This window comes from Pseudomonas sp. B23(2017) (assembly GCF_002113725.1).
GTDB classification, from domain to species: domain Bacteria; phylum Pseudomonadota; class Gammaproteobacteria; order Pseudomonadales; family Pseudomonadaceae; genus Aquipseudomonas; species Aquipseudomonas putida_Z.
On sequence record NZ_NEJM01000001.1, the window covers coordinates 583,469 to 608,900 of the forward strand.

25 protein-coding genes are annotated in these 25,432 nt (G+C 64.3%); 14 read left to right on the forward strand and 11 right to left on the reverse strand.

Annotation, left to right across the window (positions count from 1 at the left end; translation table 11 throughout):
- Positions 1 to 50: 50 nt before the first annotated feature.
- Genes spoT through CAG46_RS02625 form a run of 3 tightly spaced genes read left to right on the forward strand, consistent with a single transcriptional unit; the run spans position 51 to position 3,354 of the window.
- Positions 51 to 2,159, forward strand: coding sequence for a bifunctional GTP diphosphokinase/guanosine-3',5'-bis pyrophosphate 3'-pyrophosphohydrolase (gene spoT / locus CAG46_RS02615; RefSeq protein WP_013974799.1), 2,109 nt, complete (start codon positions 51 to 53; stop codon positions 2,157 to 2,159).
- A 23-nt stretch (positions 2,160 to 2,182) separates the two neighbouring features.
- Positions 2,183 to 2,563, forward strand: coding sequence for a RidA family protein (locus CAG46_RS02620; protein ID WP_003253379.1), 381 nt, complete (start codon positions 2,183 to 2,185; stop codon positions 2,561 to 2,563).
- Between the two features lie 59 nt (positions 2,564 to 2,622).
- Positions 2,623 to 3,354: a hypothetical protein gene (locus CAG46_RS02625; RefSeq protein WP_085615965.1), complete on the forward strand. Its 732-nt coding sequence runs from the start codon at positions 2,623 to 2,625 to the stop codon at positions 3,352 to 3,354.
- 111 nt (positions 3,355 to 3,465) lie between these two features.
- Here CAG46_RS02625 and CAG46_RS02630 read toward each other — a convergent pair whose 3' ends face one another.
- Entirely contained in the window at positions 3,466 to 4,323 is an 858-nt protein-coding gene (locus tag CAG46_RS02630) for an SDR family oxidoreductase (protein ID WP_085588816.1), read from the reverse strand.
- A 190-nt stretch (positions 4,324 to 4,513) separates the two neighbouring features.
- Here CAG46_RS02630 and exbB point away from each other — a divergent pair, with 190 nt between their 5' ends.
- The 6 genes from exbB to CAG46_RS02660 all read left to right on the forward strand — a co-directional run bounded on the left by exbB (position 4,514) and on the right by CAG46_RS02660 (position 11,233).
- Entirely contained in the window at positions 4,514 to 5,488 is a 975-nt protein-coding gene (exbB, locus tag CAG46_RS02635; RefSeq protein WP_075046764.1) for a tonB-system energizer ExbB, read from the forward strand.
- A 3-nt stretch (positions 5,489 to 5,491) separates the two neighbouring features.
- Positions 5,492 to 5,920 (forward strand): TonB system transport protein ExbD, encoded by a 429-nt coding sequence (exbD, locus tag CAG46_RS02640; RefSeq protein ID WP_013974803.1) that lies wholly within the window; start codon positions 5,492 to 5,494, stop codon positions 5,918 to 5,920.
- The gene (locus tag CAG46_RS02645) at positions 5,917 to 6,648 is read left to right on the forward strand and encodes an energy transducer TonB (protein WP_016489831.1); all 732 of its coding nucleotides are present in this window, start codon (positions 5,917 to 5,919) and stop codon (positions 6,646 to 6,648) included. The genes exbD and CAG46_RS02645 overlap by 4 nt, the downstream gene beginning before the upstream one ends.
- A gap of 94 nt (positions 6,649 to 6,742) precedes the next feature.
- Positions 6,743 to 7,669 (forward strand): hydrogen peroxide-inducible genes activator, encoded by a 927-nt coding sequence (locus CAG46_RS02650; RefSeq protein ID WP_013974805.1) that lies wholly within the window; start codon positions 6,743 to 6,745, stop codon positions 7,667 to 7,669.
- 3 nt (positions 7,670 to 7,672) lie between these two features.
- Positions 7,673 to 9,751, forward strand: a complete 2,079-nt coding sequence (recG, locus tag CAG46_RS02655) for an ATP-dependent DNA helicase RecG (RefSeq protein ID WP_025341120.1) — start codon at positions 7,673 to 7,675, stop codon at positions 9,749 to 9,751.
- A gap of 78 nt (positions 9,752 to 9,829) precedes the next feature.
- Positions 9,830 to 11,233, forward strand: a complete 1,404-nt coding sequence (locus CAG46_RS02660; protein ID WP_075046765.1) for an aminoacyl-tRNA deacylase and HDOD domain-containing protein — start codon at positions 9,830 to 9,832, stop codon at positions 11,231 to 11,233.
- Positions 11,234 to 11,367: 134 nt separating this feature from the next.
- Here CAG46_RS02660 and CAG46_RS02665 read toward each other — a convergent pair whose 3' ends face one another.
- From CAG46_RS02665 to CAG46_RS02680, 4 genes are all read right to left on the reverse strand, one after another.
- Entirely contained in the window at positions 11,368 to 11,742 is a 375-nt protein-coding gene (locus tag CAG46_RS02665) for an SCP2 sterol-binding domain-containing protein (RefSeq protein ID WP_025341122.1), read from the reverse strand.
- Between the two features lie 148 nt (positions 11,743 to 11,890).
- Positions 11,891 to 12,190, reverse strand: coding sequence for an HU family DNA-binding protein (locus CAG46_RS02670; protein WP_013974808.1), 300 nt, complete (start codon positions 12,188 to 12,190; stop codon positions 11,891 to 11,893).
- A 186-nt stretch (positions 12,191 to 12,376) separates the two neighbouring features.
- Entirely contained in the window at positions 12,377 to 13,525 is a 1,149-nt protein-coding gene (locus CAG46_RS02675; protein WP_085588827.1) for an NAD(P)/FAD-dependent oxidoreductase, read from the reverse strand.
- A 16-nt stretch (positions 13,526 to 13,541) separates the two neighbouring features.
- Positions 13,542 to 13,709: a rubredoxin gene (locus CAG46_RS02680; protein ID WP_003253349.1), complete on the reverse strand. Its 168-nt coding sequence runs from the start codon at positions 13,707 to 13,709 to the stop codon at positions 13,542 to 13,544.
- 230 nt (positions 13,710 to 13,939) lie between these two features.
- Here CAG46_RS02680 and CAG46_RS02685 point away from each other — a divergent pair, with 230 nt between their 5' ends.
- Together CAG46_RS02685 and ubiA are read left to right on the forward strand one after the other, a co-directional pair.
- Positions 13,940 to 14,497, forward strand: coding sequence for a chorismate lyase (locus CAG46_RS02685; RefSeq protein ID WP_085615968.1), 558 nt, complete (start codon positions 13,940 to 13,942; stop codon positions 14,495 to 14,497).
- Positions 14,497 to 15,387, forward strand: a complete 891-nt coding sequence (gene ubiA / locus CAG46_RS02690; protein WP_025341125.1) for a 4-hydroxybenzoate octaprenyltransferase — start codon at positions 14,497 to 14,499, stop codon at positions 15,385 to 15,387. The genes CAG46_RS02685 and ubiA overlap by 1 nt, the downstream gene beginning before the upstream one ends.
- A gap of 117 nt (positions 15,388 to 15,504) precedes the next feature.
- Here the strand turns inward: ubiA and CAG46_RS02695 are convergent, their stop codons facing one another.
- Positions 15,505 to 15,876 carry a hypothetical protein gene (locus tag CAG46_RS02695; RefSeq protein WP_085615970.1) on the reverse strand — a complete coding sequence of 124 codons (372 nt, stop codon included), beginning with the start codon at positions 15,874 to 15,876 and terminating at the stop codon, positions 15,505 to 15,507.
- Between the two features lie 172 nt (positions 15,877 to 16,048).
- Between CAG46_RS02695 and phoB the strand changes: the two genes are divergently transcribed.
- The 3 genes from phoB to CAG46_RS02710 all read left to right on the forward strand — a co-directional run bounded on the left by phoB (position 16,049) and on the right by CAG46_RS02710 (position 19,664).
- Positions 16,049 to 16,738 (forward strand): phosphate regulon transcriptional regulator PhoB, encoded by a 690-nt coding sequence (phoB, locus tag CAG46_RS02700; protein WP_003253341.1) that lies wholly within the window; start codon positions 16,049 to 16,051, stop codon positions 16,736 to 16,738.
- Positions 16,739 to 16,786: 48 nt separating this feature from the next.
- The gene (gene phoR / locus CAG46_RS02705) at positions 16,787 to 18,094 is read left to right on the forward strand and encodes a phosphate regulon sensor histidine kinase PhoR (RefSeq protein WP_025341127.1); all 1,308 of its coding nucleotides are present in this window, start codon (positions 16,787 to 16,789) and stop codon (positions 18,092 to 18,094) included.
- A 229-nt stretch (positions 18,095 to 18,323) separates the two neighbouring features.
- Entirely contained in the window at positions 18,324 to 19,664 is a 1,341-nt protein-coding gene (locus tag CAG46_RS02710; protein WP_013974815.1) for a hemolysin family protein, read from the forward strand.
- Between the two features lie 117 nt (positions 19,665 to 19,781).
- Here the strand turns inward: CAG46_RS02710 and CAG46_RS02715 are convergent, their stop codons facing one another.
- The 5 genes from CAG46_RS02715 to pstA all read right to left on the reverse strand — a co-directional run bounded on the left by CAG46_RS02715 (position 19,782) and on the right by pstA (position 25,404).
- Positions 19,782 to 20,678 carry a M23 family metallopeptidase gene (locus CAG46_RS02715; protein WP_013974816.1) on the reverse strand — a complete coding sequence of 299 codons (897 nt, stop codon included), beginning with the start codon at positions 20,676 to 20,678 and terminating at the stop codon, positions 19,782 to 19,784.
- Positions 20,679 to 20,875: 197 nt separating this feature from the next.
- On the reverse strand, positions 20,876 to 21,778 hold the full coding sequence (locus CAG46_RS02720; RefSeq protein WP_085615972.1) for a response regulator: 903 nt from the start codon (positions 21,776 to 21,778) through the stop codon (positions 20,876 to 20,878).
- A 164-nt stretch (positions 21,779 to 21,942) separates the two neighbouring features.
- Positions 21,943 to 22,713 carry a phosphate signaling complex protein PhoU gene (gene phoU / locus CAG46_RS02725; RefSeq protein ID WP_013974818.1) on the reverse strand — a complete coding sequence of 257 codons (771 nt, stop codon included), beginning with the start codon at positions 22,711 to 22,713 and terminating at the stop codon, positions 21,943 to 21,945.
- Between the two features lie 168 nt (positions 22,714 to 22,881).
- Positions 22,882 to 23,715, reverse strand: a complete 834-nt coding sequence (gene pstB, locus CAG46_RS02730; RefSeq protein WP_003258171.1) for a phosphate ABC transporter ATP-binding protein PstB — start codon at positions 23,713 to 23,715, stop codon at positions 22,882 to 22,884.
- A 72-nt stretch (positions 23,716 to 23,787) separates the two neighbouring features.
- The gene (gene pstA, locus CAG46_RS02735; protein WP_178080672.1) at positions 23,788 to 25,404 is read right to left on the reverse strand and encodes a phosphate ABC transporter permease PstA; all 1,617 of its coding nucleotides are present in this window, start codon (positions 25,402 to 25,404) and stop codon (positions 23,788 to 23,790) included.
- Positions 25,405 to 25,432 lie beyond the last annotated feature (28 nt).

Sequence of the window (25,432 nt, forward strand, 5' to 3'; positions counted from 1 at the left end):
GGTCGACGTCGCACGGCGCAAGGCCCCCTTCCTCGGCAGGAGGTGAACCCATGCCGGGTATAGAAGCCTTGGCCGAACGGCTGTCGACCTATCTTGGCCCCGAACAGGTCAACCTGGTCCGGCGCGCCTATTTCTACGCCGAACAGGCCCACGATGGGCAGCGCCGCCGCAGTGGCGAGCCCTACGTGACCCACCCGCTGGCCGTGGCCAGCATCCTCGCCGACATGCACATGGACCATCAGAGCCTGATGGCAGCCATGCTGCACGACGTGATCGAAGATACCGGCATCGCCAAGGAAGCCCTCAGCCAGCAGTTTGGCGAGACCGTGGCCGAACTGGTCGATGGGGTCAGCAAGCTGACCCAGATGAACTTCGAGACCAAGGCCGAGGCGCAGGCCGAAAACTTCCAGAAGATGGCCATGGCCATGGCCCGCGACATCCGCGTGATCCTGGTCAAGCTGGCCGACCGCCTGCACAACATGCGCACCCTGGAAGTGCTGTCCGGCGAAAAACGCCGGCGCATCGCCAAGGAAACCCTCGAGATCTACGCCCCCATCGCCAACCGCCTGGGCATGCACACCGTGCGCGTGGAGTTCGAGGACCTCGGCTTCAAGGCCATGCACCCGATGCGTTCGTCGCTGATCCACCGTGCGGTGAAAAGCGCTCGCGGCAACCGCAAGGAGATCGTCGCCAAGATCGAGCATTCGCTGGCCAACTGCCTGGCCGCCGACGGCATCGAGGGCGAGGTCAGCGGCCGGCAGAAACATCTCTATGGCATCTACAAGAAGATGCGCGGCAAGCGCCGCGCCTTCAACGAGATCATGGACGTATACGCCTTCCGCATCGTCGTCGACAAGGTCGACACCTGCTACCGCGTACTCGGTGCGGTGCACAACCTGTACAAGCCGCTGCCCGGTCGCTTCAAGGATTACATCGCGATCCCCAAGGCCAACGGCTACCAGTCGTTGCACACCACGCTGTTCGGCATGCACGGCGTGCCCATCGAAATCCAGATCCGCACCCGCGAGATGGAAGAGATGGCCAACAACGGCATCGCCGCGCACTGGCTGTACAAATCCAACGACGACGAGCAGCCCAAGGGCAGCCACGCCCGCGCCCGCCAATGGGTCAAGGGCATCCTCGAGCTGCAGCAACGTGCCGGCAACTCGCTGGAATTCATCGAAAGCGTGAAGATCGACCTGTTCCCGGACGAGGTCTACGTGTTCACGCCCAAAGGCCGCATCATGGAGCTGCCCAAAGGCTCCACGGCGGTCGACTTCGCCTACGCGGTGCACACCGACGTCGGCAACAGCTGCATCGCCTGCCGCATCAACCGCCGCCTGGCGCCGCTGTCCGAACCGCTGCAAAGCGGCTCGACGGTGGAAATCGTCAGCGCCCCGGGCGCACGGCCGAACCCGGCCTGGCTCAACTTCGTGGTTACCGGCAAGGCGCGCACGCACATCCGCCACGCGCTCAAGCAACAGCGCCGCTCCGAGTCCATCAGCCTGGGCGAACGCCTGCTGAACAAGGTGCTCACCGGCTTCGACAGCAGCCTGGAGATGATCCCCCAGGAGCGTATACAGGCGATTCTCGCCGAGTACCGCCTGGAGCTGATCGAAGACCTGCTCGAAGACATCGGCCTGGGCAACCGCATGGCCTACGTGGTCGCGCGCCGCCTGCTGTCGGCCGAAGGCGAGCAGTTGCCGGCACCGGAAGGCCCGCTGGCGATCCGCGGTACCGAAGGCCTGGTGCTGAGCTACGCCAAGTGCTGCACGCCGATCCCGGGCGACCCGATCGTCGGCCACCTGTCAGCTGGCAAGGGCATGGTCGTGCACCTGGAAAACTGCCGCAACATCAGTGAAATCCGCCACAACCCGGAGAAGTGCGTACAGCTTTCCTGGGCCAAGGACATCACCGGTGAATTCAATGTCGAGTTGCGTGTCGAACTGGAGCACCAGCGCGGCCTGATTGCCCTGCTGGCCAGCAGTGTCAACGCCGCCGACGGTAACATCGAGAAGATCAGCATGGACGAACGCGACGGCCGTATCAGCGTGGTCCAACTGGTGGTCAGCGTGCACGACCGCGTGCACCTGGCGCGTGTGATCAAGAAGCTGCGTACCCTGACCGGAGTGGTCCGCATCACCCGCATGCGTACGTAGTCCGCCAACCGCAAGGAGTCATCATGAGCAAGACCGTCATCAACAGCGACAAGGCCCCTGCCGCCATCGGCACCTACTCGCAGGCGATCAAGGCCGGCAACACCGTGTACATGTCGGGCCAGATCCCGCTGGACCCGAAGACCATGGAACTGGTCGAAGGCTTCGAAGCCCAGACCGTACAGGTGTTCGAGAACCTCAAGGCCGTGGCTGAAGCCGCTGGCGGTTCGTTCAAGGACATCGTCAAGCTGAACATCTTCCTCACCGACCTGAGCCACTTCGCCAAGGTCAACGAGGTGATGGGCCGCTACTTCGAGCAGCCTTACCCGGCCCGCGCCGCCATCGGCGTTGCCGCACTGCCGAAAGGCTCCCAGGTCGAAATGGACGCCATCCTGGTCATCGAATGATGCCCCCGGTGACGGGCGCCCTGCCCGTCACCTTCCCTTCTCTGCAAGGTTACCCCGTCATGCGTCAAGCACTGCCCCTCGCGCTGGCAGCCCTGCTTCTGGGCGGCTGCGCCAGCCACAAACCCGAAGATTTCAACGGCACCTGGATCAACCAGGACGCCATCAATGCGGCCGTCAAGGGCGGCAGCCTGCGTCAGGCGCTCAATGAGCACGGGCCGGTGTTCGAGTGGAAGCTCGACGTCGCCAACCAACAGGCCAGCTACAGCAATGGTTTCGAAGCGGCCGACGGCCAGCTGAGCGCCACCGACAAGCAATGGCAGGCCAGCTTCCAGGGTGGCCAGACCGAACAGCTGTCGCTCGATGGCGACGAACTGCAGGCGGTCGATCAAAGCGGCGGCAAGCAGACCTTCGTGCGCGCCAAAGCGCCGGCGACGGCCAATGCGCCACTGGGCAGCAGCTTCGAGAAAGCCCTGTACCAGGCTTATCTGGGCGGCAACTGGAAGATCATCGAAGGCCAGGGCAAAGGTGCCAGCGTGCGCTTCGGCGACACCGGCAACGTCACCGGCCTGCCGGGGCCAGACCGTTTCGCCCTGTGCCTGGCGGGTGACTGCGCGACCATGGGTGGCAGCAATGACAGCCTGTGGCTGGAGCGCAACCAGCGTGGCGCGCCGTTCATCCTCAAGCGCGATGGCGACAAGCTGGAGATCTTCCAGGCGGTGAACCGCGCACAGCCGGATGAAATGCCAGTGTTGGCGGCCGGCAAGCGCCAGTGGGTACTGGAACTGGACTGAAACCTGCTGAAATCGTGTTCGACCTTATCGGCCTCTTCGCGGGTAAACCCGCTCCCACAGGCCAGCGGTGCACCTGCGGGAGCGGGTTTACCCGCGAAGAGGCCGGTAGACTCAGCGCAAGCCTTTCAGGATTGCGGCATAGCCTTCCCTGTAGCTCGGATACACCGGCGCCCAGCCCAACGCCCGCGCCCGGGCATTGCTACAGCGCTTGCTGCCGGTACGCCGCACTCGCTGCTCATCCGACCACTCGGTTACCCCCATGTACGCCCGCAGCCAGGCCACCACATCGGCCAGCGGCGCCGGGTCGTCGTCGACGCCGATGTAGCAGTCGTCGAGCACCTTGCCGTCGGCATCGGCCTGCAACAGGAACGCCAACAGGCTGGCGGCATCCTCGGCATGGATGCGGTTGCCATACAGCGGTGGCTCCTCGGCCACGCGGTAGCCCTGGCGCACCTGACTGAGCAGCCACTCGCGGCCGGGACCATAGATGCCGGTCAGGCGCACCACGCTGGCCGGGATGCCGCTGGCCAGCGCCAGCCGCTCAGCCTCCAGCATCAACCGCCCGGAATAACCTTCAGGCTCGGTGGCCGCGCCTTCTTCGATCCACTCGCCGTCCTTCTGTGCATACACGCTGCTGCTGGACACGAACAGCAGGCGCCGTGGGCGTTGGCCGCGCTCGGCCAGCCAACCCAGCACATGGCGCAAACCGTCGACATAGGCTGCCTGGTAACCCGCCTCGTCGTGCTGGCTGGCCGCCACGCAATACACCAGGTAGTCCGGCGCGCGCTGCGGCCAGGCGTCGGGGATCGATGGCTCGGACAAGTCCGCCGCCACCGGCACGACCCCCGCAGGCAACTGCCCGACCGAGCGACGCAGGCCGCTCACCTGCCAGCCGCGCGCAAGCATCTGCCGGGCAAGACGCCCGCCTACATCACCACATCCCACCACCATCACGGAAAGGTCTGACATCTCTAAACTCCCTAGACCAATTGATCAGCCCGACCACGCTACACGATGGATGGCTAGACCATAGGCGAAAAAAGCAACAAGATTACTTTTGTTAACAAGAATTACTTGCAATAATGGCCGCCAAATTGTTCTCGGCCTACCTCGAGGCCTTGGAGAACGTTCACTTTATTCTTCATCAGGTCCGGCCAGCATGACACGTACTCAACCTTCCGCTTCGCCAACCCCGTCGCGCGCCTGGCGCGCCATCGCCGCGCTGACGCTCAGCCTGGTGCTGGCCCCGGTGGCCATGGCCGATGAGCCAACCGCCAATGCTGCCGCGCCTGCTGCCGCTACCGCACCAGCTGCGCCGGCCGCTGCCCCAGCCGCAGCACCGGCTGCCGACGCAGTGGCCGCCACCCCGGTTGATGCCCCGGTCGCTGCAGACCCGAGCGTCGAAGCCCTGGTTGAAGACACCTCGCTGGGCATGGCCCACGACCTGTCCCCATGGGGCATGTACAAGAACGCCGACGTGGTGGTCAAGGCGGTGATGATCGGCCTGGCCATCGCCTCCATCATCACCTGGACCATCTGGATCGCCAAAGGCTTCGAGCTGATGGGCGCCAAGCGTCGCCTGCGTGGTGAAATCGCCCTGCTGAAGAAATCCGCCAGCCTCAAGGAAGCCAGCGACGTTTCCAACAAGGAAGGCACCCTGGCCCACACCCTGGTCCACGACGCCCTCGAAGAGATGCGCCTGTCGGCCAACGCCCGCGAAAAAGAAGGCATCAAGGAGCGCGTCAGCTTCCGCCTGGAGCGCCTGGTACACGCCAGCGGCCGCACCATGAGCAGCGGCACCGGCGTACTCGCCACCATCGGCTCCACTGCGCCATTCGTCGGCCTGTTCGGTACCGTATGGGGCATCATGAACAGCTTCATTGGCATCGCCAAGACCCAGACCACCAACCTGGCCGTGGTTGCCCCGGGTATCGCCGAGGCCCTGCTGGCCACCGCCCTGGGCCTGGTCGCCGCAATCCCGGCCGTGGTCATCTACAACGTCTTCGCCCGCTCCATCGCCGGCTACAAGGCCCAGGTGTCCGACGCCTCCGCCCAGGTACTGCTGCTGGTCAGCCGTGACCTGGACCACCAGGGCAGCGAGCGTGTTGCCCCGCACATGGTGAAAGTGGGGTAAGCCATGGGCCTGCATCTCAACGAAGGTGGCGACGACCTCGCCGAAAACCACGAAATCAACGTTACGCCGTTCATCGACGTGATGCTGGTGCTGCTGATCATCTTCATGGTCGCAGCCCCCTTGGCCACGGTCGACATCAAGGTCGACCTGCCGGCCTCGACCGCCAAGCCGGCGCCGAGGCCCGAGAAACCGGTGTTCGTCAGCGTCAAGGCCGACCAGAAGCTGTACGTCGGCGACGATCAGGTCCCTGCCCCCGACCAGCTTGGCCCGATGCTCGATGCCAAAACCAAGGGCGACAAGGAAACCACCATCTTCTTCCAGGCTGACAAAGGCGTGGATTACGGTGACCTGATGGAAGTCATGAACAACATGCGCGCGGCCGGCTACCTGAAAGTCGGTCTGGTAGGTCTCGAGACGGCAGCCAAGAAATGACAAAAACGCGCTCTAACATGGCGCGCTACGGTGGCAGCCTGGCGATCGTGCTGGGCGTGCACGTGGTCGCCGTGCTGCTGACGCTCAACTGGTCGGTGCCCCAGGCCATCGAACTGCCACCGGCAGCCATGATGGTCGAGCTGGCGCCATTGCCGGAGCCTGCGCCACCACCGCCCCCGAAAGCGGCGCCGCAGCCACCGGCGCCGGTCGAGGAACCGCCGCTGCCGAAGCTGGCCGAGGCACCCAAGCCCAAGATCGCCATTCCCAAGCCGCCCAAGCCGAAGGCCAAGCCACAGCCGCCCAAGCCCGAGAAAAAGCCTGAGCCGCCGAAGGAAGCACCGCCGACCGAACAAACGGTAGACGCACCGCCCAGCAACACGCCGCCGCAGAAGTCCGCGGCACCGGCGCCGAGCATTGCGTCCAACAGCAACGCCCTGCCGACCTGGCAGAGCGACCTGCTGCGTCACCTGGCCAAGTACAAGCGTTACCCGGAAGACGCGCGCCGTCGCGGCCTGCAGGGCATCAACCGCCTGCGCTTCGTGGTCGACGCCGAAGGCAAGGTGGTGTCGTACTCCATGGCCGGTGGCTCGGGTAGTGCCGCCCTGGACCGGGCGACGCTGGAAATGATCCGTCGGGCCGGCACGGTACCCAAGCCGCCACCCGAGTTGCTGAACAATGGCACGATCGAAGTCGTGGCACCGTTCGTCTACTCGCTGGACCGCCGCTGAGACTTTTGTTTCTGTCACAAATCGGCAAGTCTGATAACGTGCGTCTATCGATTGCAGCCGCTATGCTGGGCTCGCAACTTCATGGACGCACGTTATGACCCTCACAGAATTACGCTACATCGTCACACTCGCCCAGGAACAGCACTTCGGCCATGCCGCCGAACGCTGTCACGTGAGCCAGCCGACCCTGTCGGTCGGTGTGAAGAAGCTCGAGGATGAGCTTGGCGTGCTGATCTTCGAGCGCAGCAAGAGCGCGGTCCGCCTGACCCCGGTCGGCGAAAGCATCGTCGCCCAGGCGCAAAAGGTACTGGAGCAGGCCCAGGGCATTCGCGAGCTGGCCCAGGCCGGGAAGAACCAGCTGACCGCCCCGCTCAAGGTCGGTGCTATCTACACCGTCGGCCCGTACCTGTTCCCGCACCTGATCCCTCAGCTGCACCGCGTGGCGCCGCAGATGCCGCTGTACATCGAAGAGAACTTCACCCATGTACTGCGCGAAAAGCTGCGCAATGGCGAACTGGATGCGGTGATCATCGCCCTGCCGTTCAACGAAGCCGACGTGCTGACCCTGCCGCTGTACGATGAACCGTTCTGCGCCCTGATGCCGGCCGACCACCCGTGGACGGCGAAAAAGACCATCGACACCGCCATGCTCAACGACAAGAGCCTGTTGCTGCTCGGTGAAGGCCACTGTTTCCGCGACCAGGTACTGGAAGCCTGCCCGACGCTGAACAAGGGCGGTGAAGGCTCCAAGCACACCACGGTCGAGTCCAGCTCGCTGGAAACCATCCGCCACATGGTGGCCTCGGGCCTTGGCGTGTCGATCCTGCCGCTGTCGGCGGTGCACAGCCACCACTACGCCCCCGGCGTCATCGAGGTTCGCCCACTGACCGCACCGGCACCATTCCGCACCGTGGCCATCGCCTGGCGCGCCAGCTTCCCACGGCCGAAGGCCATCGAGATCCTCGCCGACTCGATCCGCCTGTGCTCGGTCGCCAAAGCCCCTGCGGAACAACCGGCCTGAGTCATGAGTGAGCTGTCGAAGGTCCCGGTCACGGTACTCAAGGGGGTTGGCGAGGCCATGGCGGAGAAACTCGCCAAGGTCGGCCTGGAGAACCTGCAGGACGTGCTTTTCCACCTGCCCCTGCGCTACCAGGACCGCACCCGCGTGGTGCCGATCGGCCAGCTGCGCCCTGGCCAGGACGCGGTGATCGAGGGCGTGGTCAGCGGCGCCGACGTGACCATGGGCAAGCGCCGCAGTCTGGTGGTGCGCCTGGGTGACGGCAGCGGCGTGCTGAGCCTGCGCTTCTACCACTTCAGCAACGCGCAGAAGGAAGGCCTCAAGCGTGGTACCCACCTGCGCTGCTACGGCGAAGCCCGCCCCGGCGCCTCGGGCCTGGAAATCTACCACCCGGAATACCGCGCACTGAACGGCGACGAGCCGCCGCCACCGGTCGAGCAGACCCTGACGCCGATCTACCCGTCCACCGAAGGCCTCACCCAGCAACGCCTGCGCCTGCTGTGCCAGCAGAGCCTGGGCCTGCTCGGCCCGCGCAGCCTGCCGGACTGGCTGCCCGACGAACTCGCCCGGGACTACCAGTTGGCACCGCTGGACGATGCCATCCGCTACCTGCACAACCCGCCGGCCGACGCCGACCTCGACGAGCTTGCCGAAGGCCAGCACTGGGCCCAGCACCGCCTGGCCTTCGAAGAACTGCTGACCCACCAGCTGTCGCAGCAACGCCTGCGCGAAAGCCTGCGCAGCCTGCGCGCACCGGTGCTGCCCAAGGCCCAGCGCCTGCAGGCGCAGTACCTGGCCAACCTGGGCTTCCAGCCGACCGGCGCGCAGCAGCGGGTGGCCAACGAAATTGCCTACGACCTTAGCCAGCACGAGCCGATGATGCGCCTGGTGCAGGGCGATGTGGGTGCCGGCAAGACCGTGGTCGCCGCCCTGGCCGCGCTGCAGGCCCTGGAGGCTGGCTACCAGGTGGCCTTGATGGCGCCCACCGAGATCCTCGCCGAACAGCACTACATCACCTTCAAGCGCTGGCTCGAACCGCTGGGCATCGAAGTGGCCTGGCTGGCCGGCAAGCTCAAGGGCAAGGCCCGGGCAGGCGCCCTGGAACAGATCGCCAACGGTGCGCCAATGGTGGTCGGCACCCATGCGCTGTTCCAGGAAGAGGTGAAGTTCAAGCACCTGGCCCTGGCGATCATCGATGAACAACACCGTTTTGGCGTGCAGCAACGCCTGGCCCTGCGCAAGAAGGGCGTGGCCGGGGAATTGTGCCCGCACCAGTTGATCATGACCGCCACGCCCATTCCGCGCACCCTGGCCATGAGCGCCTACGCCGACCTGGACACCTCGGTGCTCGACGAACTGCCACCCGGGCGTACCCCGGTGAACACCGTGCTGGTGGCCGACAGCCGCCGCTTCGAAGTGGTCGAGCGGGTGCGCGCCGCCTGCGCCGAAGGGCGCCAGGCCTATTGGGTGTGCACCCTGATCGAAGAATCCGAAGAGCTGACCTGCCAAGCCGCCGAAAGCACCTACGAGGAGCTGGGCAGCGCCCTGGGCGAGCTGCGGGTGGGGCTGATCCACGGGCGCATGAAGCCGGCGGAAAAGGCCGAGATCATGGCCGAGTTCAAGGCCGGCAACCTGCAGCTGCTGGTTGCCACCACGGTCATCGAGGTGGGCGTGGACGTGCCCAACGCCAGCCTGATGATCATCGAGAACCCCGAGCGCCTGGGCCTGGCCCAGTTGCACCAGCTGCGCGGCCGGGTTGGTCGGGGCAGCGCCGTCAGCCATTGCGTGCTGCTGTACCACCCGCCACTGTCGCAGATCGGCCGCGAGCGCCTAGGGATCATGCGGGAAACCAACGACGGCTTCATCATCGCCGAGAAAGACCTGGAACTGCGGGGCCCAGGCGAGATGCTCGGCACCCGCCAGACCGGCCTGTTGCAGTTCAAGGTCGCCGACCTGATGCGCGACGCCGACCTGCTGCCGGCCGTGCGCGACGCCGCCCAGGCCCTGATCGCACGCTGGCCGGAGCACGTCAGCCCCCTGCTCGATCGCTGGCTGCGTCATGGCCAGCAATATGGCCAAGTGTGACGCTGGTCCCATAATGGATCCAGTTTTGCCCCCAGGCTGGTTATACTTCGCGTTTAAAAGAATCAGTGGATACGGACCATGACTGAAGTTGCCCTGGACACCGCAACCCCACACGCTCCCTCGGTCATCCGGCTGCTGCTCGACAAACTCGGCGTGGCCTACCGCGAGGTGGTCGAACATCCGCACCTGCCGGCAGCGTCGCGGGTACAGGCCGTGCTGCTCGACGACGAGGTCGGCGCCCTGATGGTGCTGTTCCCGCAGAGCCAGCTGCTGGACCTCAACCGCCTGGCCGAACTGACCGGGCGCAAGCTCACCGCGGTGTCGGTGCCGCGCCTGAAGCAGATGCTGGACAAGCACCAGCTCAAGGCCCTGCCGGGCATCCCGGCGCTGACCAGCTCGCCGTGCCAGTACGAAAAGAGCCTGCTCGACGCCGATAAAGTGTTTATCCAGTCTGGCGAAGCCGGCCTGCTGCTGGAAATCGAACGCGCGCACTTCAAGCGCATGCTGGTCAAGGCCAGCGCCAGCAGCTTCGGCCAGGAAGTCGAGGCCATCAGCCCCAACCTCGACCGCCCCGATGATGACACGCGGGAAATCACCAACGCCGTCCAGGCCTTCACTGCCCGGCGCATCCAGAAGCGCCTGGAAGAAACCATCGAAATCCCGCCGCTGGCCGACACCGCGCAAAAGATCATCAAGCTGCGGGTAGACCCCAACGCCAGCATCGACGATATCACCGGCGTGGTCGAAACCGACCCGGCGCTGGCAGCACAGGTGGTGAGCTGGGCGGCATCGCCCTACTACGCCTCACCTGGCAAGATCCGCTCGGTAGAAGATGCCATCGTGCGTGTGCTGGGCTTCGACCTGGTGATCAACCTGGCCCTGGGCCTGGCGCTGGGCAAGACCCTGAGCCTGCCGAAAGACCACCCGCAGCAAGCCACGCCGTACTGGCAGCAGTCGATCTACACCGCCGCGATCATCGAAGGCCTGACCCGCGCCATGCCACGGGCCGAGCGCCCCGAGGCCGGCCTGACCTACCTGGCCGGGCTGCTGCACAACTTTGGCTACCTGCTGTTGGCGCACGTTTTCCCGCCGCACTTCTCGCTGATCTGCCGCCACCTGGAGGTCAACCCGCATCTGTGCCACACCTACGTGGAACAACACCTGCTGGGCATCAGCCGCGAGCAGATCGGTGCCTGGTTGATGAAGCTGTGGGACATGCCGGAAGAGCTGTCCACCGCGCTGCGCTTCCAGCACGACCCGGCCTATGAAGGCGAGTTTTCGGCGTTCCCCAACCTGGTGTGCCTGGCCACCCGCCTGCTGCGCTCGCGGGGGATTGGCTCGGGGCCGCAGCAGGAGATTCCAGACGAATTGCTGGAGCGGCTGGGGATTACTCGGGACAAGGCCGAGGATGTGGTGAACAAGGTGCTCGAGGCAGAGAGCCTGCTGCGTGAGCTGGCTTCGCAGTTCCACACACCTCACTGATATCAAATGGGGCCGCTTTGCGGCCCAATCGCCGGCAAGCCAGCTCCCACAGGGATAGCACTGCCCTCAGGCCTGTGTCGAACCTGTGGGAGCTGGCTTGCCGGCGATTGGGCTGCAAAGCAGCCCCTACAATTTCAGCCCTTCTTCTTTGGTTTCAGGTACTTCATCAACCCCTGGAACCACATCACCAGCGCCGGGTTGCCCTTGATCTGGATGTGCTTGTCCTGAATCCCCTGCATGAACGCCAACTGCTTGTTACCTGCCTGCATGGTGGCGAAGCCATAGGCGGCGTCCTTGAAGGCAATGGCGAACGCCGGCTGCGGGTGCGCGCCGCCCTTGCTGCTGACGCGTTCGTTGTTGACGATGAAGTGCCGGGCGACCTTGCCGTCCAGGGTCTGCATCTGGAACACCAGGTCCTTGCCCTTGAGCTGCTGCTGGAATGCCGGGTTGTTGCGGCTGGCCCTGGCCATCAACAGCCCCATGGCCCAGAGAAGAAAGCGGAACTTCATCAACGCGCCTCGAATTAAAAGTGACTAAGGCGCGCAGTCTATCCTTTTCCGGAACTATTTATGCAAGTTCGAAACATTTTGCCTGCAGAAAGCACAACGGGCGCCCTGGGGCGCCCGCTTGGCTGACACTGGGGTTGTCAGGGAGCGATCACTTGCCTTTCTTGGCCGGCTTGACGGGGGCGTTGACGCTGTCGCGCAGGTTCTTGCCTGGCTTGAAAGCCACGGTATTGCTGGCCTTGATCTTGACCGGTTCACCGGTTTGCGGGTTCTTGCCGGTACGCGCACCGCGATGACGTTTTTCGAAGGTGCCGAAACCGACCAGGGTCACGGTGTCCTTGTCCAGGGCACCCGTGATGCTGTCGAGAATCGCGTTCAAAACCTGATTGGCCTTTTCCTTGGTCAGATCGGCCTTTTCGGCGATGACGGCGGCGAGTTCTGGTTTGCGCATAGTGAAGCCTCTTTGACGGAATTCTTGTTGTTATGCCGTGCTGCCCTGGGAGCAGCGCTCAAGGCACCGCAGGCTCTAATCTGCGGCAGACGGAAGTGAGGATGGCACGTGCACAGGGGCCGCGCCAGTATCTGGGCGGCCATTGTGCAAGCAACAACAGGATAAATCCGACAGAACGCCAGCTATTTACGCCATCACGGCCGGCAGCTGGCGATTCAGGGCCAGCTTCTCCATCACGGCCGCTCCGGTGAGGGCGTAGCCCAGCAGCTTGCCCTCTGCATCAAGGCAGAGCACCTTGAGGTCACTGCCCTGCCCCTCTACCTGCCAGGTGCCTTCGTGGCCCTGGGGCGGCGGCGAGACCACCAGCGGGCAGGCCGGGGTTTTCACGGTGATCGGCATCGGCCCGTAGGCGACCGTTGTCGGCTTGCCGGCCAGGGTTTGCGCCAGGGCTCGGGCACAGCTCATCAGCGGCATCACATAGAGCAGGTTGATGCCATCGACTTCGGCACAGTCGCCAAGGGCAAAGATGTTGGCGTGGGACGTGCGCAACTGGCGGTCCACGCAAACGCCGCGGTTGGTCTGCAGGCCAGCGGCGGCGGCCAGGTCGGTGCGCGGGCGCAGGCCGATGGCCGAAACCACCAGGTCGCAGGCGATCACGCTGCCGTCGGACAGGTGCGCCTCCAGCCCCTGGGCCACCTGCTGCAGGCGGGTCAGTACCGGGCCGAGGTGAAAACGCACGCCCAGGCCTTCCAGCCCGGCCTGCACGGCAGTGGCAGCGGCCGGGTGCAGCAGGGTCGGCATGACTTGCTCGCACGGCGCCACCACATCGACCTGGAAGCCGCCCAGGCTCATGTCGTTGGCGAATTCGCAGCCGATCAGGCCGGCACCGAGGATCAGCACGCGCTGTTTGCCGACGGCGGCGGCACGGAAGCGCGCGTAGTCTTCCAGGTCGTTGATCGGGAACACTCGATCGCCGCCATCACCTTCGATCGGCACCTGCACCGTCTGCGCGCCCCAGGCCAGCACCAGGTCGCGGTATTCCACCGCCTCTTCACCTATCCACAAACGCTTGTGGCCCGGGTCGATGCCGCTGATGCGGGTATGGGTGCGAATCTCGGCATTCAGTTGCTCGGCCATGGCGCCCGGCTCGGCCATGCACAGGCCGTCGGCGTCCTTCTGCTTGGCAAAGCCGGTGGACAGCATGGGCTTGGAGTAGGAACGACCGTCATCGGCGGTGATCAGCAGCAGCGGCGTCTGCGCATCGAGCTTGCGAAATTCACGGGCCAGGTTGTAGCCCGCAAGGCCGGTACCGATGATTACCACAGGGGACGTCATGTCGTGCTTTCCTCGATTAGCCGATGGAGATCATTTCAAAGTCGCTCTTGCCCACGCCGCAGTCGGGGCACAGCCAGTCTTCAGGCACATCTTCCCAGCGGGTGCCGGGGGCGATGCCGTCGTCTGGCCAGCCTTCGGCTTCGTCGTAGATCAGGCCACAGACAATACATTGCCACTTTTTCATGGGGGTGGGTTTCCTCGGTTCAGGCTGGAGCGTTGTGTTGCTGCTGATGGCCTCTTCGCGGGCATGCCCGCTCCCACACGAGTTGTGCATAACCTGTAGGAGCGGGCGCGCCCGCGAAGAGGCCAGCGCGCAATTCGTGGGGCTTTGTAGCGGCCCTGTCGGCAGTATGCAAGCAGTCGGGGCAATCATGCTAAGCTCGCCGCCTCTCTGGTTGTAACAAGCAGACCGACGTGTCGTACGAATCCCCGCAAGCAGCCGCTGTCGCGTGGCTGCCGTATTCACAGCTGGCCACCGATCTCGACCAGCCCACCCTTGACTGGCTGTTCGACGAGGGCTCGCTGACCCGCCGCCTGACCCGCCTGTCCAACGATCACTTCTCCGTCACCCCGCTGTTCGAGGGCTGGCAGCCGCTGCGCGATGACGAATGCCAGGCACTGGGCATCGCCGCTGGCGCCGAAGGCTGGGTGCGCGAGGTTTACCTGCGCGGCCATGGCCAACCCTGGGTGTTCGCCCGCAGCGTCGCCAGCCGCAGCGCCCTGGAGCGCGGCGGGCTGGACCTGGAAACCCTGGGCAGCCGTTCGCTGGGCGAGTTGCTGTTCTGTGACCAGGCGTTCATCCGCCACCCCATCGAGGTGTGCAGTTATCCACAGGCCTGGCTGCCGGGCGAAGCCGCCCACGCGGCGCTGTGGGGCCGCCGTTCGCGCTTCGAACGTGGCGGCCTGGACCTGCTGGTGGCAGAAGTGTTTCTGCCAGCATTGTGGCAAGCGGCCAAGGAGGAAAACCGCTGATGTACCTGCAACTGCTCAAGTCGCTCAACCGCCTGCACCCGCGGGCCTGGGACTTCGTCCAGCTCAGCCGCATGGACCGGCCGATTGGTATCTACCTGCTGCTGTGGCCGACCTTGTCGGCGGTGTGGATTGCCGGCAACGGTTCACCAACCCTGGCCAACGTGCTGATCTTCGGCCTCGGTGTGGTGCTGATGCGCGCTGCAGGTTGCTGCATCAACGACTTTGCCGACCGCAAGGTGGACGGCCACGTCAAACGTACCGCCGACCGCCCACTGGCCAGCGGCCGGGTCCGCCCGCGCGAAGCACTGGCGCTGTTCGCCATCCTGGTCGGAGTGAGCTTCCTGCTGGTGCTGTGTACCAACAGCCGCACGGTTTGGCTGTCGTTCGGTGCGGTGGCACTGGCGTTCTGCTACCCGTTCATGAAGCGCTACACCTATTACCCGCAGGTGGTGCTGGGGGCGGCGTATTCCTGGGGCATTCCCATGGCCTTCACCGCAGCGGGTGGCGAGCTGCCGGCCAGCGCCTGGCTGCTGTATATCGCCAACCTGCTGTGGACGGTGGGCTACGACACCTACTACGCCATGGTCGACCGTGATGACGACCTGAAGATAGGCGTGAAGTCGACCGCTATCCTGTTCGGCGACGCCGACCGCACCATCATCCTGACCTTGCAGCTGCTGTCGCTGGGCTGCCTGTTGCTGGCCGGCAGCCGCTTCGAGCTGGGTGGCTGGTTCCACCTGGGGCTGCTGGGCGCGGCGGCGTGCTTTGCCTGGGAGTACTGGGCGACGCGCAAACTGGACCGGGAGTCGTGCTTCAAGGCGTTTCTGCACAATCACTGGGCGGGGATGCTGGTGTTCATCGGGGTGGTGCTGGATTACGCGTTGCGCTGAGGATTCTGGGGCTGCCTTGCAGCCCATCGCGACACAAGGCCGCTCCTACAGGGGATCGCGCATTCCTGTAGGAGCGGCCTTGTGTCGCGAGAGGGCCGCAAAGCGGCCCCGGCAATCTCAAGGCTTGGCAACGTGCCAGACGTCCTTCATGCCGTCACCGGTCATATCGCCGGCCTTCTTGTCCTTGATGAAGGTGTACAGCGGCTTGCCGTCATAGGCCCACTGCTTGCTGCCATCATCGCGCATCACCACTGTCCACTTGTCCTTGGCCGGTTCGTCATTGGCCTTGACCATCAGCGGCGGCCAGTTGGTGGCGCATTCGCCATTGCACATCGACTTGCCGCCCGCATCCTTGTCGAAGGTGTACAGGGTCATGCCGGCATGATCGACCAACATCCCGCCCTTCTCCATCGCATGGTCGGCCAAGGCCACCCCCGGGAGCGCCAGCGCAGTGAAAAGGGCCATCCAGCTCAGCGTTTGTCGTGTCATTGGATTCACCATTGTTTCGGGGGGATTGAGTTCTGGTTGCCACAACTACGGCCCTTTCAAGCCTAGTTCAGTCATGGAATGTCGCCAGAACGGCCAACACCCTGTCACACAGCTGCAATAATTCCGTTATCTAATGCGGGCCAAGACACCGTATCCAGGAGAGGTTTTGAGCATGGTTGGCAGGAACATTCTGATCGTCGACGACGAAGCACCAATTCGCGAGATGATCGCCGTTGCCCTGGAAATGGCCGGCTATGACTGCCTGGAAGCGGAAAACTCCCAACAGGCCCACGCGATCATCGTCGACCGCAAACCGGACCTGATCCTGCTCGACTGGATGCTGCCGGGCACATCCGGCATCGAACTGGCCCGCCGCCTCAAGCGCGACGAACTGACCGGCGACATCCCGATCATCATGCTCACCGCCAAGGGTGAAGAGGACAACAAGATCCAGGGCCTGGAAGTTGGCGCCGACGACTACATCACCAAGCCGTTCTCGCCGCGTGAACTGGTCGCCCGCCTGAAAGCCGTGCTGCGCCGCACTGGCCCGAGCGATAGCGAGGCACCGATCGAAGTCGGCGGCCTGCTGCTCGACCCGATCAGCCACCGCGTGACCATCGACGGCAAGCCGGCCGAGATGGGCCCTACCGAATACCGCCTGCTGCAGTTCTTCATGACCCACCAGGAGCGCGCCTACACCCGTGGCCAGCTGCTGGACCAGGTGTGGGGCGGTAACGTCTATGTCGAAGAGCGCACCGTCGACGTACACATCCGCCGCCTGCGCAAGGCGCTGGGTGAAGCCTACGAAAATCTGGTACAAACCGTCCGGGGCACCGGCTACCGCTTCTCGACCAAGAGCTGATCGAGCTGAAAAGCGCCAAGCTGCACGTCGTTGTACAAGGACCGTCAATTGAACCAGAACTGGCACGCGACCCTGATTCGCCACCTGCTGCTGCTGATTACCGTCTGCCTGATCGGCGGGCTGGTCAGCGGCTACTATGGCTGGAGCCTGGCCATCGGCCTGGCGCTCTACCTGGGCTGGACCCTCAAGCAACTGCTGCGCCTGCATGACTGGCTGCGCAACCACCAACCCGACGAAGCACCGCCCGATGGCTACGGCCTGTGGGGCGAGGTGTTCGACAGCATCTACCACCTGCAACGCCGCGACCAGCGCGTGCGTGGCCGCCTGCAGGCGGTAATCGACCGGGTGCAGGAGTCTACCGCCGCGCTGCGTGACGCGGTGATCATGCTGGACAGTGACGGCAACCTGGAATGGTGGAACCGCGCTGCCGAGACCCTGCTGGGTTTCAAGACCCCACAGGATGGCGGCCAGCAGGTGACCAACCTGGTGCGCCACCCGCGCTTCAAGGAATACTTCGAGGCGGAGAACTACCTCGAGCCGCTGGAAATTCCCTCGCCGATCAACGACCGCATGCGCGTGCAGCTGCACATCACCCGCTACGGCAACAACGAGCACCTGATGCTGGTGCGCGATGTTACCCGCATCCACCAGCTGGAGCAGATGCGCAAGGACTTCGTCGCCAACGTGTCCCACGAGCTGCGCACGCCGCTGACGGTGATCACCGGCTACCTGGAAACCCTGCTGGACAACGTCGAAGACGTGAACCCGCGCTGGGGCCGAGCCCTGCAGCAGATGAGCCAGCAAGGCTCGCGCATGCAGACACTGCTCAACGACCTGCTGCTGCTGGCCAAGCTGGAGGCCACCGACTACCCGTCGGACAACCAGCCAGTGGCGGTCGATGCCTTGCTCGCAGCGATCAAGAACGACGCCCAGGCCCTGTCCGGGCCCCGCAACCAGCGCATCACCCTGGAAGCCGCGCCTGGCGTGCAGCTGAAGGGCAGCGAGTCGGAGCTGCGCAGTGCCTTTTCCAACCTGGTGTTCAATGCGGTCAAGTACACCCAGGACGAAGGCAGCATCCGTATTCGCTGGTGGGCCGATGCCCAGGGCGCGCACCTGTCGGTGCAGGATTCGGGGGTGGGCATCGATGCCAAGCACCTGCCACGCCTGACCGAGCGCTTCTACCGCGTCGATTCCAGCCGTGCGTCGAATACCGGCGGCACCGGGCTGGGGCTGGCGATCGTCAAGCATGTGCTGATGCGCCACCGCGGCAAGCTGGAGATCAGCAGCGTGCCGGGGCATGGCAGTACCTTTACCTGTCACTTCGCGCCGGCACAATTGGCCAACGGCAAGGCTTGAGGGCCTCGGGGGCTGCTTTGCAGCCCATCGCGACACAAGGCCGCTCCTACACGGGATCGCGGTCTCCTGTAGGAGCGGCCTTGTGTCGCGATGGGGCGCAAAGCGCCCCCAAAGAATCCATCGCCCTTTGCTTTTACGGCCCCAGCCGCTACATTGGACCCCCTGTGCCAGCAAGAGCTGGCACTTTTTTTCTCTCTATCTCGAAGACGGACCCCGTAAAAACTCCATCATGGACCCTTCCCCTGGTATCAGCCTCACCTCGTTATTCGCCGATTTCGGCATGATCATCTTTGCCTTGCTCCTGGTGCTGCTCAACGGCTTCTTCGTTGCCGCCGAGTTCGCCATGGTCAAGCTGCGCGCCACCCGCGTCGAGTCCATCGCCGAGCTGCATGGCTGGCGTGGCAGCATCCTGCGCAAGGTACACAACCAGCTCGACGCCTACCTGTCGGCCTGCCAACTGGGCATCACCCTCGCCTCGCTGGGCCTGGGCTGGGTCGGTGAACCGGCGTTCGCCCACCTGCTCGAGCCGCTGCTGGCCTACCTGGGCGTGGACACGCCCGAGCTGATCAAGGCCATCTCGTTCTTCGTCGCCTTCTTCGTCATCTCGTACCTGCACATCGTGGTCGGCGAGCTGGCGCCCAAGTCCTGGGCCATCCGCAAGCCCGAGCTGCTGTCGCTGTGGACCGCCGTGCCGCTGTACCTGTTCTACTGGGTGATGTACCCGGCCATCTACCTGCTCAATGCCAGCGCCAACACCATCCTGCGCATTGCCGGCCAGGGTGAGCCCGGCCCACACCACGAGCACCACTACAGCCGTGAAGAGCTCAAGCTGATCCTGCACTCCAGCCGTGGCCAGGACCCGAGCGACCAAGGCATGCGCGTGCTGGCCTCGGCCGTGGAAATGGGCGAGCTGGAGGTGGTCGACTGGGCCAACTCGCGCGAGGACATGGTCAGCATCGACGCCCATGCGCCGTTGAAGCAGATCCTGGCCCTGGTGCGCCGCCACAAGTTCAGCCGCTACCCGGTATACGACGCCGAGCGTGAAGAATTCACCGGCCTGCTGCACATCAAGGACCTGCTGCTGGAGCTGGCCGAACTCGAGCACCTGCCCGAAACCATCGACCTCGACGACCTGGCACGGCCACTGGAGCGCGTGTCGCGGCACATGCCGCTGGCGCAGTTGCTGGAGCAGTTCCGCAAGGGCGGCGCGCACTTCGTGCTGGTGGAGGAAGCCGATGGCAAGGTGATTGGCTACCTGACCATGGAAGACGTGCTGGAAGTGCTGGTGGGCGACATCCAGGACGAGCACCGCAAGACCGAGCGCGGCATCCTCGCCTACCAGCCGGGCAAGCTGCTGGTGCGTGGCGACACGCCGCTGTTCAAGGTCGAGCGCCTGCTGGGCGTCGACCTTGACCATATCGAGGCAGAAACCCTCGCCGGGCTGGTCTACGAGACGCTCAAGCGCGTGCCTGAAGAAGAGGAAGTGCTCGAGGTCGAAGGGCTGCGTATCATCATCAAGAAGATGAAAGGACCGAAGATCGTGCTGGCCAAGGTGCTCAAGCTGGATTGAGGGCCAGGGGGCTGCTTTGCAGCCCTTCGCGACGCAAGGCCGCTCCTACAGGGGTTCGCGTATCCCTGTAGGAGCGGCCTTGTATCGCGATAGGGCCGCAAAGCGGCCCCAAAAATCTCAAGGGTTACCCGCAGTGAAGTCAGGCAACCCTCCGATCGGCCTGTCGAACCGATAAGGTATCGACTCCAGCGCCAACCCCACATTGCGCTGCACCACGAAATGCAGGTGCGGCCCGGTGCTGTTGCCGGTATTGCCCGACTTGGCCAGCATCTGCCCCTGCCGCACCCGTTGCCCTTCTGCCACCACCACCGAACCGCGCATCAGGTGCAGGTACACGCCCATGGTGCCGTCCGGGTGCAGGATCCTGACGAAATTGCCCGACGGGTTGGGGCCGCGCCCGCTCTGGCTGTTCTCCGTCTTCACCACCACCCCTTCCCGCGCCGCGATGATGGTGGTGCCTTCGGGCATGGCGATATCCATGGCATAACGCCCCTTGGGCCCAAAATGGCTGACCCGGCCATTGGGGCCCTGGGTCACGCGGAACGGCCCGCCAATCCAGGGGAATGCATAGCGGAAGCCCTGGGGCCGCTTGCCCGGGTCGCCCATGGCCTGCAGCAGGGTCGAGCGGTAGTTCAGCAACATCCCGGGACGCCCCCTGAGCACGCTGAGCATTTGCGTGGTGCGCGGCGGCAGTACCCGGCGCACGGTACGCGGGGCATTGCCACCTTGTGCGTTCACCAGGTTGTCCAGGCGCAGCTCTACCTCCACCGGCACATGCAGCTGGTTGCGGGCCGAAAAGCTCACGCCACCGTTGAAGGTTATCGCGTTCAGCAGCACCTGGCCTTCGGGCACTTCGACCATGGGTACGCGCCGCACAAAGGTTTTGGCACCGGGGCCGGGCCGGTCGGAATAGGAGGTCACACGGCCATCATCGGTGATCTCGTAGATAGTCATGCCCAGGCTCGACGCCGAGGCCATGAGCAATGCACAGAACAGCAGCAGGCGGGCGGGCATGATAGTGGCTTTTTGACAGTTATGATTTGTCGAAGCCTAGCAGGGGGTTTTGCGGCGGGTATGACAGTTGGTCGGATGGCGTCAACAGGACTGGCCCCATCGCCGGCAAGCCAGCTCCCACAGGAAATGCACAAGGCCAGAAGTTGACGCTGTACCTGTGGGAGCTGGCTTGCCGGCGATGGGCCAGTAGTGATTACTCAGGCGCCCGGGGTGAAATGCTTCTGCGCCGTCCCGCGGGCAATCAGCCGCGACAGGTAGTCGAGCTTCTGGGCATCCTGGTCGACGAACTTGAAGGTCAGTTGCAACCAGTCACTGTCGGGCTTGGGTTCCAGTGCCGCGACGGCATGCAGGTAGCCGTTCAGGCGCGCGACTTCGGCGTTCTCGCCCTGCTCCAGGTCCAGCACCGCGCCTTCCAGCACTTGGGGCAGCGCTTCGCCACGGCGCACCACCAGCAGGGCCTCTTTCAGGCTCAGCGCCTTGATCACGCATGGCTGCATGCCGCCGGCCAGGCGCAACTGGCCCTGGCCACGGCCGGTCGGCGCGGGAGCGGCGGGCCGGGGGGCATTGGCCACTGGCCTGGCGAGTGCAGGTGCCGGCGCTGGCGCTGGCGCCGTGACCTTCACCGCTTCAGGCTTGCCGGCTGTCAGCGCATTCAGCGAGTCATTGGCGAACGCCGAGTTGACCCGTGCCGGGCCGCTGGCCATCAGGCTGTCGAGCTTGCCGATCTTGGTCAGGGCCTTTTTCACCTTGGTCAGCAATTGCTCGTTGGTGAACGGCTTGCCGACAAAATCGGAAACGCCCGCCTGAATCGCCTGGATGACGTTTTCCTTGTCGCCACGGCTGGTCACCATGATGAACTGCAGGTTCTTCAACTCAGGCTGCTGGCGGCACCAGGTGAGCAGTTCCAGACCGGACATTTCCGGCATCTCCCAGTCGCACAGAACCAGGTCGAACGCTTCCTTGCCCAGCATGGCCATGGCCTTGCGACCGTTGACGGCGTCGTCGATGGTCATGCCCGGGAAGGCATTACGCAGGCATTTGCGGACCAGGTCACGGATAAACGGGGCGTCATCCACGACCAGCACATTCACTTTACTCATCGATACTCCTTCTGAATCCCGACTAGCCTACCGCCGAATAATGGCCACTTGCTACAACCTGGTCACGCCGGGACTTCTTCACATCGTTCGCGGGTGCCTGCCGGCTCCTCGACCGCAAACGAAAACGCCCGGCCAAGGCCGGGCGTCGATGCTCGGGAGCAACCTTACTTATCGTCAGGTTCGGCCGGAACATTAGCGTTTTCGCCGTCGGAAACAGCAGTGCCCTGCACTTCTGCCGTCATGCGCTTGAGGCCCATGTGACGCACGTCGGTGCCGCGCACCAGGTAGATCACCAGCTCGGAGATGTTGCGCGCATGGTCGCCGATACGCTCCAGCGAACGCAGGACCCAGATAACGCTCAGTACCCGCGAGATCGAGCGCGGGTCTTCCATCATGTAGGTCACCAGCTCACGCAGGGCGGTCTTGTATTCACGGTCGATGGTCTTGTCGTACTGGGCCACCGACAGCGCCAGGTCGGCGTCGAAGCGGGCAAAGGCGTCCAGCGCGTCGCGGACCATGTTGCGCACCTGATCGCCGATGTGACGCACCTCGACATAGCCGCGCGGCGACTCGCCTTCCTCGCACAGCTGGATGGCGCGGCGGGCGATCTTGGTCGACTCGTCACCAATGCGCTCCAGGTCGATCACCGACTTGGAGATGCTGATGATCAGGCGCAGGTCGGAGGCCGCCGGCTGACGACGGGCGAGGATGCGCAGGCACTCCTCGTCGATGTTGCGCTCCATCTGGTTGATCTGCTCGTCGACTTCGCGCACTTGCTGGGCCAGGCCCGAGTCGGCTTCGATCAGCGCAGTGACTGCGTCGTTGACCTGCTTTTCGACCAGGCCGCCCATGGCCAGCAGGTGGCTACGCACCTCTTCGAGCTCGGCGTTGAACTGCTGGGAAATGTGATGCGTAAGGCTTTCTTTGTTGATCATCGTTCGCTCCGCGAAGAAGCTGCAAGCTTCAATTTGTTCGTCTCGTTCCCTGGTCTGTGGGAGCGGGTTTACCCGCGAACACCGGCGAAGCCGGTGCCAGACACCGCGGCGCCTGCTTCGCGGGTAAACCCGCTCCCACAGGGGCCAGGTACCTATCCGGAGCGGCGATCAGCCGTAGCGACCGGTGATGTAGTCTTCGGTCTGCTTCTTCGCCGGGTTGGTGAACAGGGTGTCGGTATCCCCGAATTCGACCAGTTTGCCCATGTACATGAACGCGGTGTAGTCCGAAACACGGGCCGCCTGCTGCATGTTGTGGGTCACGATGACGATGGTGTACTTGGATTTCAATTCGTAGATCAGTTCCTCGACTTTCAGGGTCGAGATCGGGTCCAGTGCCGAGCACGGTTCGTCGAGCAGCAGCACTTCCGGCTCCACGGCGATGGTACGGGCGATGACCAGACGCTGCTGCTGGCCACCGGACAGGCCCAGTGCCGAATCGTGCAGGCGGTCCTTGACCTCGTCCCACAGGGCCGCGCCCTTCAGCGCCCACTCGACCGCTTCGTCGAGCACGCGCTTCTTGTTGATGCCCTGGATGCGCAGGCCGTAGACCACGTTTTCGTAGATGGTCTTGGGGAACGGGTTGGGCTTCTGGAACACCATGCCCACACGGCGGCGCAGCTCGGCCACGTCTTCGCCCTTGCGGTAGATGTTGTTGCCGTACAGGTTGATGGCGCCTTCCACGCGGCAGCCGTCAACCAGGTCGTTCATGCGGTTGAACGTGCGCAGCAGGGTCGACTTGCCGCAGCCGGACGGGCCGATGAAGGCGGTCACGCGCTGCTTGGGGATGTTCATCTGCACGTCGAACAGCGCTTGTTTGTCGCCGTAGAACAGGCTCAGGCCCGGCACTTCGATGGCTACGGTTTCTTCGGCCAGGCGCAGGCTCTGTTTGTCGCGGCCCAGGGCAGACATGTCGATGCCGTGGGTATGGGATTCTTGCTGCATGGTCAACTCCATACGCTAACAATTCGTTTCAAAGGGCCGCCCGGCTCACGGGCGGCACGCTTGCAATCAGGATCAGCTGTCGAGGGCCTTGTACTTCTCGCGCAGGTGGTTACGGATCCACACGGCCGAGAGGTTGAGGGCCGCAATCACCAGCACCAGCAGCAACGCCGTGGCATATACCAGCGGCCGCGCGGCCTCGACGTTGGGGCTCTGGAAGCCGACGTCATAGATGTGGAAGCCCAGGTGCATGATCTTCTGGTCCAGGTGCAGGTACGGGTAGTTCCCGTCCACCGGCAGCGACGGGGCCAGCTTCACCACACCTACCAGCATCAGCGGTGCCACTTCACCGGCGGCGCGGGCCACGGCGAGGATCATGCCGGTCATCATCGCCGGGCTGGCCATTGGCAGGACGATCTTCCACAGGGTTTCGGCCTTGGTCGCGCCCAGGGCCAGCGAGCCTTCGCGCACGGTACGCGGAATACGCGCCAGGCCTTCCTCGGTGGCCACGATCACCACCGGCACGGCCAGCAGCGCCAGGGTCAGCGATGCCCACAGCAGGCCCGGGGTACCCAGGGTTGGCGCCGGCAGTGCTTCGGGGAAGAACAGGCGGTCGATCGAGCCACCCAGCACATAGACGAAGAAGCCCAGGCCGAACACGCCGTAGACGATCGCCGGTACACCGGCCAGGTTGTTCACCGCAATGCGGATCAGGCGGGTCACCGGGCCCTGTCTGGCGTATTCGCGCAGGTACACGGCAGCCAGCACACCGAACGGGGTGACGATCACGGCCATGATCAGGGTCATCATCACGGTACCGAAGATGGCCGGGAAGATACCGCCCTCGGTGTTGGCTTCACGCGGGTCGTCGCTGAGGAACTCCCAGACCTTGGTGAAGTAGGCGCCCAGCTTGGTGAACCCCGACATGGCGTTCGGCTGGATGGCGTGCACCACCTTGCTGAGGTTGATTTCCACTTCACGGCCGTTGCCATCGCGGGCCACCAGGCTGTCGCGGGCGAAGGCCTGGTGCAAGCCGGTCAGGCGGTCTTCGATGGCCTTGTAGCGGCTGTTCAGCTCGGCGCGCTCGGCGTCCATGTCGGCCTGGGCGGCGGCGTCCAGCTTGCCGTCCAGCTCCAGCTTGCGCGCCTGCAGACGCAGGCGCTCGAGGCCATGGTTGATGGCGCCGATGTCTTTCTTCTCTAGGCTTTGCAGTTCGCTGTTGAGCTGGTTGGCGCGCTTGAGGCGGGCCTGCAGCTCGGCCCAGGCGGCAGCACCTTCGGCGACCACGCGGCCTTCTTTCTTGACGCTGACCAGGTAGCCGTAGAAGTTGCCCCACTCGCGACGCTCCAGGGCGATCAGGTCGGTCGGGCGCTTTTCGTCGACCAGCCAGTCGCCGACCACCCAGGTGAAGTCGCTGCCGTTGAGATCGCGGTTGCCCACCTTGATCAGCTCACGGGTCATGAACTCCGGGCCTTGGTCAGGCACTGGCAGGCCGGCGCCCTTCAGGCGGGCACGGGGTACTTCTTCCTTTTGCACCACTTCGCCAATGACGACGTGGTCGGCCTGGCCGGGCACCTTGTAGGTGGCCTGGACAAGATCGGCCGGCCAGAAGTGGCCCAGGCCGCGCACGGCAATCACCGCCAGCAGGCCAACGGTCATGATCACTGCCATGGCCACCGCGCCGCCGCTCATCCAGACGCCTGGGGCGCCGCTCTTGAAC